The organism is Bacteroides sp. 3_1_23 (assembly GCF_000162555.1).
Classification (GTDB): domain Bacteria; phylum Bacteroidota; class Bacteroidia; order Bacteroidales; family Bacteroidaceae; genus Bacteroides; species Bacteroides ovatus.
This window is the reverse complement of record NZ_GG774949.1, coordinates 1,117,494-1,133,937: the sequence shown is the minus strand read 5'-3', so window position 1 is coordinate 1,133,937 and position 16,444 is coordinate 1,117,494. Positions and strand designations below refer to the sequence as shown.

10 protein-coding genes and 1 tRNA gene are annotated in these 16,444 nt (G+C 42.9%); 9 read left to right on the top strand and 2 right to left on the bottom strand.

Features of this window, described 5'->3' with window-relative positions; all coding sequences use genetic code 11:
• The 8 genes from HMPREF9010_RS20005 (at position 1) to HMPREF9010_RS20040 (ending at position 10,832) form a co-directional block, all read left to right on the top strand.
• Entirely contained in the window at positions 1–912 is a 912-nt protein-coding gene (locus HMPREF9010_RS20005) for an SP_1767 family glycosyltransferase (protein ID WP_008647238.1), read from the top strand.
• Between the two features lie 63 nt (positions 913–975).
• Positions 976–2,103: a glycosyl transferase gene (locus tag HMPREF9010_RS20010; RefSeq protein WP_008647237.1), complete on the top strand. Its 1,128-nt coding sequence runs from the start codon at positions 976–978 to the stop codon at positions 2,101–2,103.
• A gap of 39 nt (positions 2,104–2,142) precedes the next feature.
• The gene (locus HMPREF9010_RS20015; protein ID WP_004306344.1) at positions 2,143–3,300 is read left to right on the top strand and encodes a glycosyltransferase family 4 protein; all 1,158 of its coding nucleotides are present in this window, start codon (positions 2,143–2,145) and stop codon (positions 3,298–3,300) included.
• Between the two features lie 14 nt (positions 3,301–3,314).
• On the top strand, positions 3,315–4,169 hold the full coding sequence (locus HMPREF9010_RS20020) for a glycosyltransferase family 2 protein (RefSeq protein WP_004300359.1): 855 nt from the start codon (positions 3,315–3,317) through the stop codon (positions 4,167–4,169).
• 13 nt (positions 4,170–4,182) lie between these two features.
• Complete coding sequence (locus HMPREF9010_RS20025) at positions 4,183–5,682, top strand: hypothetical protein (RefSeq protein ID WP_008647236.1); 1,500 nt, start codon at positions 4,183–4,185, stop codon at positions 5,680–5,682.
• 64 nt (positions 5,683–5,746) lie between these two features.
• Positions 5,747–6,961, top strand: a complete 1,215-nt coding sequence (locus HMPREF9010_RS20030; protein ID WP_008647235.1) for a glycosyltransferase family 2 protein — start codon at positions 5,747–5,749, stop codon at positions 6,959–6,961.
• 71 nt (positions 6,962–7,032) lie between these two features.
• Positions 7,033–9,654 (top strand): ATP-binding protein, encoded by a 2,622-nt coding sequence (locus HMPREF9010_RS20035; RefSeq protein ID WP_032852457.1) that lies wholly within the window; start codon positions 7,033–7,035, stop codon positions 9,652–9,654.
• A 77-nt stretch (positions 9,655–9,731) separates the two neighbouring features.
• Positions 9,732–10,832 (top strand): endonuclease/exonuclease/phosphatase family protein, encoded by a 1,101-nt coding sequence (locus HMPREF9010_RS20040; RefSeq protein ID WP_008647233.1) that lies wholly within the window; start codon positions 9,732–9,734, stop codon positions 10,830–10,832.
• Between the two features lie 171 nt (positions 10,833–11,003).
• On the opposite strand, the gene HMPREF9010_RS20045 is transcribed toward HMPREF9010_RS20040, so the two are convergent.
• Entirely contained in the window at positions 11,004–14,309 is a 3,306-nt protein-coding gene (locus tag HMPREF9010_RS20045) for a TonB-dependent receptor domain-containing protein (RefSeq protein WP_032852456.1), read from the bottom strand.
• 216 nt (positions 14,310–14,525) lie between these two features.
• The gene (gene ettA, locus HMPREF9010_RS20050; RefSeq protein ID WP_004300352.1) at positions 14,526–16,217 is read right to left on the bottom strand and encodes an energy-dependent translational throttle protein EttA; all 1,692 of its coding nucleotides are present in this window, start codon (positions 16,215–16,217) and stop codon (positions 14,526–14,528) included.
• Between the two features lie 120 nt (positions 16,218–16,337).
• On the opposite strand from ettA, the gene HMPREF9010_RS20055 reads away from it, so the two are divergent.
• A tRNA-Lys gene (locus tag HMPREF9010_RS20055) sits at positions 16,338–16,410 on the top strand.
• The last annotated feature ends 34 nt before the right edge of the window (positions 16,411–16,444 follow it).

Sequence of the window (16,444 nt, the reverse complement as noted above, 5' to 3'; positions counted from 1 at the left end):
ATGAATATACGCGACATTTTTATAACGCTACGTTATAAAATAAGTTATGGTAGCACTGTGGAATGGTACAATTTCTGGTACATCGTCTTGCGAAAAAAGAGAAAAATCACACCGCAAGTAGCTTCCATCGACGAAACGATACGTAAAATCATCGACGACCGTTGCTCTGTCAGCCGTTTTGGCGATGGTGAAGTGTTGCTCACCAGTCCGGAAAAGGAAATCCGTTTCCAGAAAGGTGACCCGTTATTGGCTAAAAGACTAACCGAAGTGCTGCAAAGTCACGAAGAAGGACATATTGTCTGCATCTCCGACGCATTCCGCGATTTGTATCGCTACAATCGCAAAAGTCGCCGGTTCTGGAGAACTCATTTTTATCTGTACGGTTCGTGGTGGGACCGTTTGCTGGTAGCGGGACGAAAATATTACAATACATTCGTCACCCGTCCTTATATGGACTTTGCCCGCAAAGAAGATTCCGCCCGATGGTTTCACGACATGAAAGGCATTTGGGACAACCGGGACATCGTCTTCATCGAAGGGGAGAAAAGCCGGCTCGGAGTGGGCAACGATCTTTTCGATAATGCCCGGAGCATCCGGCGTATTCTTTGTCCGCCCAGAGATGCATTCGAACGCCTGGAAGACATCAAGCGGGAGGCCTGCAAAGTGGAAAAAGAAGCCTTGTTTCTGATTGCCCTCGGCCCTGCAGCCACTGTGTTGGCCTACGATTTGTTTAAAGCCGGCTATCAGGCCATCGACGTTGGTCATGTGGACGTAGAGTATGAATGGTGGCGGATGGGAGCCCATAAAAAAGTGAAACTGGAACGAAAATATGTCAACGAAACTGCCATTGGCAGCGAAGTGGCGGATGCCGGAGAAGAATACCGGAAACAAATCATCGCCCAAATCGTTTGAGGAAGAAAAACAATTTGAGAAAGAAAAAACAGAATAAACAATTATTGAATACTGAAAATAAGAATGAAAGCTCTTTTCCTTATATTTCACGGCTTCAATGAGGCCAACGGAATTAGTAAGAAGATACGTTATCAGGTGAAAGCCCTCAAAGATTGTGGAGTGGATGTTCGCTTGTGTCATTATGATGTGACCTCTTATGGCGAACAGCGTTGGATGGTGGATGACGAAGTGATCGCTGATTTCGGCACGGGCTTTGCCGCAAAGATTTGGAAACGTGTCTACTACTCTCCTATTCTTGACTATGCACGCCGCGAAGGAATCGACTTTGTATATATGCGCTCTTTTCACAATGCCAGTCCGTTCACCCTCCGGCTGGTGAAGTCGTTGAAACGTACAGGCGCAAAAGTGGTGATGGAAATTCCTACTTATCCTTACGATCAGGAGTACGTCACCCGTTCCATGAAATTTCATCTAGCCATCGACCGCTGTTTCCGTCACAAGCTCGCAAAGGCTCTGGACGGTATCGTCACTTTCTCCAATGCGGAAGAAATATTTGGCGGAAACACCATACGCATCTCCAACGGAATTGATTTTGAGGCGATTCCGATGAAGAAGCAGCAGAATGACACTTCGAAAGAGTTGCACTTGATCGGAGTGGCGGAAGTGCACTACTGGCACGGCTTCGACCGCCTTGTGCGCGGATTGGCAGATTATTACCGCAACAATCCGGAATATAAAGTATATTTCCATATTGTAGGCCCGCTGTCCGGCGAACGGGAACGGGCGGGGATCTTGCCTGTTGTCCGTGACAACCATCTCGAACCGTATGTTCTTCTGCATGGTCCTTTGCATGGCGACGAACTGGATGCGATGTTCGAAAAAGCAGATTTTGCCATTGGCAGCCTGGGACGCCACCGCAGCGGAATTACGTATATCAAAACGTTGAAAAACCGAGAGTATGCCGCACGTGGCTTCGCGTTCACTTACTCGGAAACCGACGACGACTTCGACCACATGCCGTATGTATGGAAGGTGGAACCCGACGAATCTCCGGTGGATATTCAGGGACTGATCGACTTCCGGAAAACGCTGAAAATGACGCCTGCCGAGATACGCGAATCAGTCTGCCCACTATCGTGGAAGGCGCAAATGCAGAAAGTGATCGACGCCATAAAGACCAAAGATAAATAAACAAAAACACAATTAATAACAAACAATATTCTGATAAACATGAAAATAGCCTACTGCATCCCCGCCCTCTACTACCCTAGCGGCATGGAACGAGTATTGACCCTGAAAGCAAATTACTTCGCCGAAGTGTTTGGTTATGAAATACATATCATCCTCACAGACGGGAAGGGCAAGAAACCGTACTACGAACTGCATCCGTCCATCACTCTTCATCAACTTGACATTGATTATGATGAATTGAACGGAATGTCATTCTATAAAAAACTACCTAAATATATTGCGAAACAAGGACGTTTTAAAAAGAAACTCAACGAATGTCTGCACCAAATTCGTCCGGACATTACTATCTCCCTGCTCCGTCGTGACATCAATTTCATCAATCGGATGACAGACGGCAGCACAAAGTTGGGTGAAATACACTTTAACAAATCTAATTACCGAGATTTCAGCAACAGCCGTCTGCCCGCATTCTTACGGGCAATCGTAAGCAATTATTGGAGAGAGCAGTTATACCGGCAACTTCGCCAGTTGAAACGTTTCATCGTATTGAGCCACGAGGATGCACAGGAATGGACGGAACTGGATAATGTTGAAGTGATCCATAACCCTCTTCCTTTTTTTCCCGACCAAATATCTGACAATAGCCATAAACAGGTAATAGCGGTAGGGAGATATGTTCCGCAGAAAGGATTCGACCGCCTGATCCCGGCTTGGCAACTCGTTGCCAGAAAGCATCCCGACTGGATACTGCGTATCTACGGAGACGGTATGCGTGAGCAACTGCAACAGCAGATTGACTCTTTAGGAATTACTGCCAGTTGTATATTGGAACCTACTGTTTCCAATATTGTCGACAAGTACTGTGAAAGTTCAATTTTTGCCCTTTCATCACGTTTCGAAGGTTTTGGAATGGTTATTATAGAAGCAATGGCATGTGGCGTGCCGCCCGTATCATTCACCTGTCCCTGCGGCCCGCGTGATATTATCAGCGACGGAAAAGACGGTCTGCTGGTAGAAGACGGGAATATCGAACAACTGGCGGAGAAAATCTCTTATTTAATAGAGAATGAAGATATACGTAAGAAAATGGGACAGCAGGCGCGTATGGACGTCCAGCGCTTCCGAATAGAAAATATTGCCGAACAATGGAAACAACTATTTGAAAGCCTGATTATCCCGGTTAATGAAAACAAATAAAGCATTCAATATCTATGGAATGGTATTCTAAGTATTTACAGGTTTATGAGAAACCTTTTGCGGAAGCTCCGCAAGCCGTTATCGAGGAAGTACGCCGCAATCTGGCCGGATTGCAGAGTAACGAACCGCTTGTCACTGTATCACTCATCGGATACAATGAGGAAAAACATCTGCTCGCCTGTCTCTGGTCGTTGAGCGAGATGAAATGTAAATATCCTGTAGAAATCATTGGTGTGGACAACGAATCGAAAGATCGCACTGCGGAGATTTACGAGGCTTGCGGTGTGCCTTATTTCACGGAAACGCAACATAGTTGTGGTTTTGCCCGTCTTTGCGGACTGAACCATGCCCGTGGAAAATATCATATCAACATTGATTCTGACACGATGTATCCGGCAAAGTATGTGGAAACAATGGTGGATGCGCTCGAAAAGCCGGGTGTAGTGGCTGTCAGCTCGCTTTGGAGTTATATTCCCGACAAGGATCACTCTTGGATGGGGCTGAAAATCTATGAGGCTGCACGCGACTTGCATTTATGGTTGCAGTCTTTCAAGCGTCCGGAGCTTAGTGTGCGCGGACTGGTATTTGCTTACCGGACGGAATGTGCGAGGAAAACGGGAATCCGCACGGATATTATCCGCGGTGAAGACGGATATCTGGCTTTGCAGCTCAAGCAATTTGGAAAGATTGCATTTGTACGGAAAAGACGTGCGCGTGCCGTCACCGGATATGGGACGGTGGGAGCCGACGGAACTCTGTTCAATAGTTTCAAGGTGCGTGTCGTCAGCAGATTAAAAGGTATCGGAGGACTGTTCACCCAAAAGAAGGAATATAAGGATGAGGAGAGTAATCTAGTAAAAAAGAAGTAAGAAAGGAAAGCCTATGTGCAAGAATCTCAATATCGGTATCGTTTTATTTTTAATTATTGGCTTAGTTATGTCGGGATGTATCCGCAAACTGAATCTATATCAAGGAGATAAAGACGAGGATGAAAACAAGGATAATGGAAAGAGGCGGGATGTCATCTGCGAAACGGAATTCATATACCCGTTCGGTAATGAAACAGCCGATAAAGAAATAGAAATAACCATCCACCTGAAAGCAGACAGACAGGTAGGATATCTGTATACGGAAATACCAACATTGAAATATAACAAAGATTGGCTGTTTCTGATGACACAGGACGACTGTATGCATTCAGCCTTTTCATATACATGGGCTGCCATTCATGGCAAACCTTTATCTTATATTTACTACTGCGATCTGGCTCATCTGCAAAACGGTGATTTGCCTCCTGATTATTATTCATTGGGAAAAACATTAGCTACCACCAATGGTACCGGACAGGAAGTACGTTTCTCTTTCGGAACTACCGTGGCTGCCGACGATGATTTAATGAACACACAAACATGGGTACAAAATGGATATACAAGAGATTATTTCCGCTTTTATAAAAAAACAATGTTAGTATGGGGCAACTTGCAGGAAATGATGAATTACGGAGTAAGCATCGCTTTCCATGACTTGAATCTACCTGACGAAGATAAAACAGAAGATAAGTTGCTGGCACAATTTCCTGTTGCTCAAAGCATGATACGTGAGAAACTGAATAATCGAACTTGTAAAATGCTGGCAGAGCCTAATGGAGATAAAAATTATATCAAAGCGGCTTTGAGATATGATAAAATCAGAACCCTGTGTGCACAAAGCGGAGCTACAAAACTCTATCCATTTCAAGAAAACGGAGATATTGAACAAGTAGTGATCGAAAGAGCTTTCTATGACCCACCCGAAGGTAGCGGGCTGACAAATCCGGATATGATTAAGGCGGCTATTCTCAAGGAAATGGAAAATCCAAAAGAAGAGCGGGCAGCTATTTCTATAGGTGCCCATAATACAGATACCGGTTGGGTAAACTTCTTGGAATGGCTCAACGACACATACGGACGAGATGGTGACGACTCTATGTGGTTTACCAACCAGGAAGAATATTATGAATATTATTACTATCGTTTGCACAGCAAACCGGAAATCAAACAGGTAAATACGCACACGTGGAAACTGACACTAAATCTGAATGGAGAGGACTCCGCTCCTTTCTATTACCCTTCCGTGACTGTAAATATTTTCGGGCTTAAAATGGAGGACATTGAAAGCATAAAATCAAATGAAGATGTTACAGGACTCTCTTATGGTGACCATAAAGATTTCTTCATGCTAAATATCGACTGCCGGAAATACCTAGCGGAACACGCCGAGAATTTCGTGAAACGATATGAAGCGAATCCGACAGATGTTTCTGCCAAAGCGGACGCCAACTACTTTGTGAATATGCTGAAAGATTCGGATAAAAAGACGGAGTTGAAGAAACGAGCTGAATAAAATGAAATAAGAGGCTAATAAGAGCTGAATGTAAACGATACAAGAAAAATAAACAAATATAGCTATGAACGAAACCATTACCCTTTGTCTTGAAATTATTTTCTGGCTTGCCCTGTTCATTGTATTCTACACATACCTGGGCTACGGAATTGTGCTTTATATTCTTGTCAAGTTGAAAGAGCTTTTCGTGAAGCCTGTGAAGCGTTCGTTGCCGGCATCGGACGCAGACCTGCCGGAAGTTACCCTCTTCATTACGGCATTCAACGAAGAAGATGTTGTAGACGAAAAGATGGAGAACAGTCTTGAGCTGGATTATCCTGCGGACAAGCTGCACATCGTATGGGTGACGGACGGAAGCGATGACGGTACGAACGAACGACTGCAAACCCGTTGGCAGGGGAAAGCGACCGTACACTTCCAACCCCTACGACAGGGTAAGACGGCTGCAATGACACGTGGAATGACGTTGGTGGACACTCCGCTCGTCGTCTTTACGGACGCCAACACCATGGTAAACCGGGAAGCCATACGGGAAATCGTACTTGCTTTCCAAGACCCGAAAGTGGGCTGCGCGGCCGGCGAAAAACGGATCGCCGTACAGACCAAAGACGGGGCGGCTGCCGGTGGTGAAGGTATTTACTGGAAATACGAATCAACCCTGAAAGCACTTGATGCACGGCTCTACTCGGCCGTAGGAGCAGCAGGCGAACTGTTTGCCGTGCGTCGTGAACTATTCGAAGCAATGGAACCGGACACGTTGCTCGATGATTTTATTCTTTCGCTCCGGATCACCATGAAAGGTTACACCATTGCTTATTGCACCAATGCTTACGCCATCGAAAGCGGTTCGGCAGATATGCGCGAAGAAGAAAAGCGGAAAGTGCGCATCGCTGCCGGAGGATTGCAGTCTATCTGGCGACTTCGTCCGTTGCTGAATCCTTTCCGTTACGGGATACTTAGCTTTCAATATACGTCGCACCGGGTATTGCGGTGGTCTATTACTCCGTTCCTGTTGTTCGCGCTCTTCCCGCTGAATATTGTAATTCTGCTGTTGGGCGGTTCCGCGATATTCTACGGAGTGCTGCTTGCCATGCAGGTTCTTTTTTACGGATTGGGATATTGGGGATATTATCTATCCACCAAACAGATAAAAAACAAGTTGCTTTTTATCCCCTACTATTTCCTATTTATGAATGTCAATGTATTGAAAGGCATCCGTTATCTGAAAAAGAAAAAAGGAAGCGGAGCCTGGGAAAAGGCGAAGCGTGCCGAAAGGTAAAACAAATACTATTATCTTTTGTTATCCTTACTATTAAGACATTAGTCTCTATCATCTAATAAAAAACAGACATGAACAGAATATTACATGATGCGAATAACGCACAAAGAATATTGAAACTGACGGCAGATACAATGCTATTGGTTGACAGGCACGGAGTCTGCGTAGACATTGAACCTCATTGTGATCTATGGTTTCTGCAAGAGGATATACTTTTAGGAAAAAATATATTTGAGCTTTTACCAGAATATACGAGAGAGAGGGTGATGCCCATCTTCCAGATTGTACTCGAAGAACAAAGAAGCATCAGCAAGAACTTCAAGTTGGTGCTGAAAGACGAAACTTTTTACTTCAAATGCCTCATGTTCCCTTATGACGGTATGGTGCTTTGCCAATATCGCGACATCACGCAAAGAAGCAACGTAAAAAGACAGTTGGAACAGGCAAATCTCACCCTGCGGGCCATTCAAAAGGTAGCCCAGATAGGACAATGGACGTATAATACGAAACAGAATATTTTTCATTATCTTGGATATACTGGTGTTTTGTGCGAGGAAAATGTACAAAACCTTGCCATTGAGAAATATGTGGAACTGATTGTAGAAGAAGATCGTCAGAGTTTTATTGAATGGTGCCACGTGAACGAGAAAGAGCTCAACATGGAGAGCATCAGTTATCGCGTTCGCCTGAACGGAGAAATCTTCTATATGCGTATCCAGACTTATTTGCGTGAAGAGCGCCCCGACGGTAGTTTCAACATCGAAGGGTATATTCAGAACATCACGGATATACAGCATCGCAGAAATGACATCAACACACTGACTCATGCCATCAACAATGCCAAAGAAAGTATCTTTGCCGCCAGACCCGATGGCACGATTATCTTCGCTAACCGTCGTTTCCTGTACAATCATGGTATTTCAGAAAACGAAGACATCAGTCAATTAAAGATTTACAATGTTGCCGCAGATATGCCTACGCAAGAGGCTTGGAACGAACGTTGCAAAGATGTCATACACGGTGGCAGCAGTAACTTTGTGGCTCACCATCCGTCGAAAATCAATAGAGATATATTGGCTTACGAAGGTACGATGTACAACGTCACCAATGATTCCGGTGAAGAAAGTTACTGGTCGTTTGCCCATGATATTTCCGAACGGATTCGGTATGAAGCCCAAATCAAACGGCTGAATCAAATCATGGATACGACGATCAATAATCTCCCCGCGGGGATTGTTGTGAAGGAGATCAATAATGATTTCCGGTACATTTACCGGAACCGGGAGGCTTATAACCGCGATCTTTACAAGAACGATCCTGTCGGTAAGAATGACTTCGATTTCTACCCGCCTATCGTGGCAGAGAAGAAGAGACAGGAGGATATTCAAGTGGCCACCAGCGGAAAAGGTATGCACTGGACGGTGGAAGGAAAGGACCGGAACGGAAACCTGATTATCCTTGACAAGCGGAAGATCCGGGTGGATGGGGACGAATTGTCTTCGCCTATCATCGTCAGCATCGAATGGGATGTCACGGAACTGGAAATGATGAAGAGGGAGCTACTGTCTTCGAAGGAAAAAGCGGAAATGTCTGATAGTTTGAAATCGGCTTTCCTTGCCAATATGAGTCATGAGATACGTACTCCACTGAATGCTATTGTGGGGTTCTCGCATCTCATTGCCGAAAGTGATGATGCGGAAGAACGAAAGACGTACTACAACATCGTAAACGCGAACAACGAGCGTCTTTTGCAACTTATCAACGAGATTCTCGATCTCTCGAAGATTGAATCGGGGACTATTGAGTTTTCCTTCGGACCGGCTAGTCTCCATAATCTCTGCCGGGAAGTACACGATGCCCATATATTCCGTACGCCGCAGGGAGTGAACCTTGTCTATGAGTCTTCGGACGAGAGTCTGATGATTGAGACGGACAAGAATCGAGTGTTCCAGGTGATTTCGAATCTGATTGGGAATGCTGTTAAGTTTACGAAAGAAGGAAGTATCAGTTATGGTTATAAGCTGGTGGATAACCAGATTGTTTTCCACGTAACGGATACCGGAACAGGAATTGAGCCGGAGAAAGTGGGTCGTGTGTTCGAACGTTTTGCCAAGCTGAACAATCATGCACAGGGCACTGGGTTGGGATTATCTATCTGTAAGTCTATCGTTGAACGTCTCGGGGGCAAGATTTCCGTCAGCTCCGAATTTGGTAAGGGAACGACGTTTACATTTACTTTGCCGTATACGGTTGCAAAATCTGTAAATGCAGATTCGGAGAAAGAGAATGGTGATGAGACAAGCGGAGGTATGAGCAGTGCTATAAATACACGGCATGCTTGTATTTTGGTTGCCGAGGATACGGACAGTAACTTTGATTTATTGGAGGCTATCTTAGGTAAGGAGCACCGGATTATTCGTGCGCATGACGGAATGGAGGTTGTCACGATGTTCGATGAGGTGAAACCCGATCTTATCCTGATGGATATCAAAATGCCGAATTTGGATGGATTGGAGGCAACGAAAATCATTCGGGAGCTGTCTGCCACTGTTCCTATCATTGCTCAAAGTGCCTTTGCCTATGAGCAGGACCGGAAAGCGGCAAAAGAGGCCGGATGCAATGATTTTATAGCTAAACCGATAGCGGATGATAAGCTGAAAGCTATGATTCATAAATGGTTGTCGCCTCCGTAAAAGGGCACATATTATAGAGTACATATTGTATAGAAAACGCTTTAATAGTGATATAATCACCCAATAACTTAGATTAGATGAAAGCCTTTTACAGACTGTTTTATTACATATCCATCGTGCTGACCAGTATTTTGGCAGGAGTTACCATTGCGGGCGCCTTCGTAGGTAATGCCGCACCGGATAGTTTCAAATTTATGCCTTTCATAGGTTTGATTTTACCGATACTTTTGTTGGCTAACCTTGCTTCTGTCATCTACTGGACGATCCGTTGGCGGTGTTGGGTTTTCATCCCTCTGATTGCTATATTTAGTAACTGGAGCTATATTAGTTGTGTGATTCAATCTCCTTTTTTCAGCCCGGCTTCGGCTCCAATGGTCAAAATGAACGCGTATACTCCTGGTATTTTAACTGTTGCTACTTACAATGTTGACGCTTTTAATCATGAGCATACCGGTTATTCATGCAAAGAGATAGCCTCTTACATGAGAAATCTGCAAGCAGATATTCTCTGTTTTCAGGAGTTTGGCATTAATGATGAGTTTGGTGTAGACAGTATAGCTGCGGTTCTTTCTGATTGGCCGTATTATTATATCCCTATTTCTCCCGAAGGAAAAAATTTGTTGCAGCTGGCTGTTTTCAGCCGCTACCCCATCAAGGAGGAGAATCTTATCGTCTATCCTGATTCGAAAAATTGCAGTCTCTGGTGTGATATTGAGACTAATGCCCGTACTATCCGCCTGTTCAACAATCATCTCCAAACAACGGAAGTGAGCCAGAACAAGCGCAAACTGGAAAAGGGACTCCGCACGGATGATTCTCAAAGGGTGGAACGTGCTGCTTTGGGATTGATTGACGGATTACATGAGAATTTCCGGAAACGTGCCGTACAAGCTAATACTCTAAAGCAACTGATAGCTGCCTCTCCCTATCCTACTATCATCTGCGGTGACTTTAACTCTCTGCCGTCTTCGTATGTTTATCACACTGTAAAAGGTGATAAGTTGCAGGATGGTTTTCAGACGAGTGGTCATGGGTATATGTATACTTTCAAGTTCTTCAAGCATCTGTTAAGAATCGACTATATTCTCCATTCACCGGAAGTGAATAGTACGGATTACTTCTCGCCGGATCTTACTTATAGCGATCATAATCCGGTGGTGATGAGGGTGAAGTTATAAAAGAAGATAAGAAATCCCTTATATTAGTTTCCTCATTATAATGAATAAGGTCTATATAAGGGATTATTCTTTAAAGTAAATCTTTAATTGAATATTATTCTTATAATATAAAAGAAAGCCGAACAATTTAAAAATTGCCCGGCATTCTTTTATTATGATATTAAACTACTATTAATTGAAGATATAACGTACACTAAACTGTACTGAATAAGTAGATTTAAAGCTTTGGAAATCACGATAAGTGCTTGTCAGCGTCTCACCAGCATTCTTATTCATAGTGAATTCTCCATTTTTATATTGCAACAAGCTAGAATTGATTACTTGCTTATAAAGTCCCCAACTGTTATTTAACAAGTTAGGAAGATTTTTGATATCAACTCCTACTTGCAACAAGTTACGCTTACCACCAACGTTTAAATAGAAGTCTTGATTCAATTTAAAGTCAACCTGATGATGCCATGGCATAACAGCTCCACCTCTTTCAGCATATTTACCTTTGCGATTCTTCAGATATTTATCTTGGTTAATATAATTCCAGAAATCATCTCTTTGTTGTGTAGCAGGATAAGAAGCAGCATCACTAAACTTCCAGTTATCCAATTCTTCACGTGTTGCAGGAATATACAATAAGCTATTTGCACCCGCATCACCAACAACATTACCAGAGAAAGTATATGAGTAACGGCTATATCCCCATGTTCCGGCATATCCCATCTGCATTCCTTCATACAATAAAGAAACACTGGTTGCAAAATGCTTACCATATTCTTTCTTATAACCAACTGTAGCCAAGATACGGTCAGGAGCTACATAAGTGCCATAACCCAATTCGTGTTCATTAATACCATTTACTGAATAAGTATTAGTTTTATAGGCAGAAGTTACCTGATCACCAATACCATCGCTATATGAACGAGATTTTGAATGCGTATAAGCAAATGATAAATCTAAACCAAAATCAAAGTTCTTACGCAATTGAGCTGAAATTGAATAGTAATATGCACCTTTTTTCCAATTCTCTAAAAGATAAACATTCTGACCTTTATTATATATCTTATATGTATCACGAACGTCATTTGGAGAAAGAGTTAATTTTGCATCTTGCACCTCATAACCACGATTAGTTATCACAACAGGATTATAATCACGGCTATAAATTCCTTCTAATGTAAAATTAATATCACCCGGCAATCTCATATCAAGGGCTAATGAAGTCTTCCAAGTAGAAGGCATCTTCAAATCTTTATCAATAATGGTAGGGTCTTTAGGAAGCTCTACTTTTGAATGTGTCTGGCCACCATAGAGATCTTTCAGTATCTCATCACGGTTTGCATGGAAACTCGGTTTGTATTGAGCAGTAGCAGCATCTGTATAATAATAAGTAGTTTGTCCCACTCCTGAATTTCCTACAGCAGAAATCAGCCATACGAAAGGCATACGTCCAACAAATAGACCTGTACCACCACGAAGTACATACTTACGGTCTCCTGTTATATCCCAATTAAAACCAACACGCGGCGACACAGATACTTTCGCACCCGGAAGTTGATCTGTAGAATAATGCTGACCACCAAAATCTAATTTGGCAAACTCTTCATTATAATTATTCTTTAAAGAAGGATAAGTCGGCAATTCAAAACGAAGTCCACCTGTTACTTTAAAGTTTTCTGAAATAGAGATCTCATCTTGCAAATACAAAGAATATTGTTGAAATTTCAATTCTGCAAGGAATTGAGACATATCAGGTGAATTTGAGTGAGTTATAGCAAAAGCCTGCGGAGTTCTATCATTTACAAAATCATCCCAAGTTGAATAGACATAGTAGCCAGCACCTCCTAACATATAACCATTAATAGCTTTCGTATGCTCATATTGGAAACCAGCCATAAACTTATTAATACCTACATTCCAGTTGAACTCATCTGTAATAGTGAATACTTTTGTCTGACGCAGATTACCTGCTGTGAAAAGGTCTGCGCCAAAATTAGCATATACGGCACCATCTTGTAAAATATCAACTGTCGGGAAAAGAGGACCATCAAATGAACGAGGCTCATCTTGATAGGAATATGCAAAACGCAACATATTATTCATTGCTCCTTGAGCCATACGCGAGTTCCATTCACCTGCAACAGAAGTAAAGTCACGCACTTGATAGTAGTTGGAATTCGAGAAACTCAAGGCATATTTAGAAGTACGTCCCTGTCCTTTGGCAATGTCACCAACAGGCTTACCATCTATAACTTCATTAGATTTACCTCCTGGATAAAGATCTGATGAATACAATGGATTGGTTGAACTAGTAGGGAAGTTAGAATCTTTAGTATGCGTTCTGGTAAAGCGGAAACTAACCTTATTATCTTGATTGGCATTCCAATCAACACGTGCCATAATACGATAAGCAGGAGTATCCGTTGAATAGCCATTATACTTTCCTGGATCAAAATCGTATTTTTTTAATAAGAAACTGCGTATGTCATCCATATCACTTTGAAGAGGGCGATGTACATTACCACCGCTATAGCTTTCTCCAAGTGCAGTACGAGGACGATAACTTGATCCCGCAGTTACATTGTCTTCATATTCTCCATTCACAAAAAAGAACAACTTATCTTTTATAATCGGACCACCAAAGCTTGCACCATAAGTATAATATTGAGCTTTGGAGCGTAAAAGTTCATAATCATCAACCTTGCTGCCTTTTAGATTCTCATTATTAAAATACATATAGGCAGTTCCACGGAATTGATTATCTCCTGAACGGGTTACTGCATTAATTGCCCCCCCTGTAAAACCGCTCTGACGAACGTCGAACGGAGTTACAGCCACTGTAACTTGTTCCAAAGCATCCAAAGATATTGGAGATCCGTTAGCCGGGAGATTACCTCCTAATCCGAATGTATTATTAAAAGCAGCACCATCAACTGTTACAAATGACTGACGATAGTTACCACCACCTACTGCAAAACCGTTACCAACATCAGCACCTTGTGGAGAAAGACGCATGATATCGCTAATACTACGAGAAATAGTCGGAGTACTATTAATCATATCACGATTGGCATTCATAATAGCACCTGCTCTGTCAGACTTCATATTACTCTCTTTAGAAGCAGTCACTACTACTTCGTCCAACAGTTCTGAACTCTCTTTTAAAGAAACATTTAAAACATAATTCTCTCCCAGTAAAAGATTAATTCCCTTGTAAATTGCTGTTTGATAACCAACATAAGAAATTTCTACTTTGTAAGGGCCGCCGGTACGCATACCCTGCAGATTAAATTGACCACTGACGTTAGTCACTGTACCATAACGAGTGCCTGATGGTTCGTGAACCGCAACGACTGTTGCTCCAATGATTGGTTCATCTTGTGCGGTCACTTTACCACTCATCGTGGCTGTTGTAACCTGCGCGCTCATCGTGACAGCAATAAACAACATTACTAGCACTAAGAAAGATCGCATTCTCTTTAACATAAATGTAGTTGATTAGTTAATATAAATTGTTTGCTTTTAAAAACTGTGCACAAATATAATTAATAATATTTAGAACTACATTACGATTACACTACAATTTTTTAAGAGAGATAAACGTTTCGCCACGTTATAAAACGATAAAGGCTCTACAATATTTGCAGAGCCTTTTATTTTGAAACAGAAAGCATTAGAAATGCTTCAATCTATTACTTTACACTAGTCAGTCATTAACTTTCTATAACGAACACGCTTCGGCTCTTCATTTCCCAAACGTTTCATTTTGTTTTCTTCGTATTCTGAATAAGACCCTTCGAAGTAGAATACATTGGAGTCTCCTTCAAAAGCCAGAATGTGTGTACAGATACGGTCGAGGAACCAACGGTCATGCGAAATAACTACGGCACAGCCGGCAAAATCTTCCAGACCTTCTTCCAAAGCACGCAGTGTGTTTACATCAATATCATTGGTAGGCTCATCGAGCAACAGTACATTGCCTTCTTCTTTCAAAGCCATCGCCAAGTGTAAACGGTTTCTTTCACCACCGGACAGTACACCGCAAAGTTTTTCCTGATCGCCTCCGGAGAAATTGAAACGAGAAAGGTATGCACGTGCATTGATGTCACGTCCTCCCATGCGGATCAGCTCATTACCACCGGAAATTACCTGGTAAACACTCTTATTCGGATCAATGTCTCTGTGTTGCTGGTCTACATACGCCACCTTTACAGTCTCTCCTACTTCAAATTCTCCTTTATCTACTGTCTCCAATCCCATAATCAGACGGAACAGTGTCGTCTTTCCCGCACCATTGGGACCGATCACACCAACAATACCATTAGGAGGAAGCATAAAGTTCAAATCGTCAAACAACAGTTTATCGCCGTATGCTTTAGCCACCTGTTTCGCTTCAATGACTTTATTACCCAGACGCGGACCATTCGGAATGAAGATTTCAAGTTTTTCTTCTTTCTCTTTCACGTCTTCATTCAGCAACTTGTCATAAGAGTTAAGACGTGCCTTACCCTTTGCCTGACGGGCTTTGGGAGCCATGCGCACCCATTCCAACTCACGTTCCAGTGTTTTGCGACGTTTGCTGACGGTCTTTTCTTCCATTTCCATACGTTTTGTCTTCTGTTCCAGCCAGGAAGAGTAGTTACCTTTCCAGGGAATACCTTCACCACGGTCTAGTTCGAGAATCCATCCGGCAACATGATCGAGGAAGTAACGGTCGTGCGTCACGGCAATAACCGTACCTTCATATTGCTGAAGATGTTGTTCCAACCAGTCGATAGATTCTGCATCCAAATGGTTGGTAGGTTCGTCCAGCAAGAGCACATCCGGTTTCTGCAACAACAAACGACATAAAGCTACCCGGCGACGTTCACCTCCGGACAGGTTTTCTACCGGCTGATCTTCAGGCGGACAACGGAGAGCATCCATCGCACGCTCCAGTTTGCTGTCCAGATTCCATGCATCAGTCGCATCAATGATATCTTGCAGTTCGCCCTGACGAGCAAAAAGAGCATCCATCTTATCCTGATCCTCGTAGTACTCCGGCAAACCGAACTTCTGATTGATTTCTTCGTATTCTGTCAGTGCGTCAACAATGGGTTGCACGCCTTCCATTACTACTTCTTTTACTGTCTTTGTGTTGTCTAAATAAGGTTCCTGTGCCAAGTAACCCACGGAATATCCCGGAGAGAACACCACTTCTCCCTGATAGGATTTCTCCAAACCGGCGATGATCTTCAATAACGTTGATTTACCGGAACCGTTCAAACCGATAATACCGATTTTCGCTCCATAGAAAAACGACAGGTAAATGTCTTTCAGCACATTCTTATTGGGGGTGAAAGCCTTGCTCACTCCCACCATCGAGAAGATAATTTTTTTATCGTCAGCAGCCATACGTATGATTATATATTGTTGATAATGGCACAAAGATAAGAAAAATGTTTGAATTCTTTTGGAGTTATAAAAAAATGTTCTACCTTTGCACCCGCATTCGAAAGAAAGCACTGAAGGACCGATTCGCTAGCTCAGCAGGTAGAGCACAACACTTTTAATGTTGGGGTCCTGGGTTCGAGCCCCAGGCGGATCACAAAAACAAAATTAATCCCTTGATAATCAGTCGT

What these genes read in the sequence shown, in the direction of transcription:
- HMPREF9010_RS20005 (WP_008647238.1), top strand. Translation starts at nt 1, where the DNA reads ATGAATATACGCGACATTTTTATAACGCTACGTTATAAAATAAGTTAT.
- HMPREF9010_RS20010 (WP_008647237.1), top strand. Translation starts at nt 976, where the DNA reads ATGAAAGCTCTTTTCCTTATATTTCACGGCTTCAATGAGGCCAACGGA.
- HMPREF9010_RS20015 (WP_004306344.1), top strand. Translation starts at nt 2,143, where the DNA reads ATGAAAATAGCCTACTGCATCCCCGCCCTCTACTACCCTAGCGGCATG.
- HMPREF9010_RS20020 (WP_004300359.1), top strand. Translation starts at nt 3,315, where the DNA reads ATGGAATGGTATTCTAAGTATTTACAGGTTTATGAGAAACCTTTTGCG.
- HMPREF9010_RS20025 (WP_008647236.1), top strand. Translation starts at nt 4,183, where the DNA reads ATGTGCAAGAATCTCAATATCGGTATCGTTTTATTTTTAATTATTGGC.
- HMPREF9010_RS20030 (WP_008647235.1), top strand. Translation starts at nt 5,747, where the DNA reads ATGAACGAAACCATTACCCTTTGTCTTGAAATTATTTTCTGGCTTGCC.
- HMPREF9010_RS20035 (WP_032852457.1), top strand. Translation starts at nt 7,033, where the DNA reads ATGAACAGAATATTACATGATGCGAATAACGCACAAAGAATATTGAAA.
- HMPREF9010_RS20040 (WP_008647233.1), top strand. Translation starts at nt 9,732, where the DNA reads ATGAAAGCCTTTTACAGACTGTTTTATTACATATCCATCGTGCTGACC.
- HMPREF9010_RS20045 (WP_032852456.1), bottom strand. Translation starts at nt 14,309, where the DNA reads ATGTTAAAGAGAATGCGATCTTTCTTAGTGCTAGTAATGTTGTTTATT.
- ettA (WP_004300352.1), bottom strand. Translation starts at nt 16,217, where the DNA reads ATGGCTGCTGACGATAAAAAAATTATCTTCTCGATGGTGGGAGTGAGC.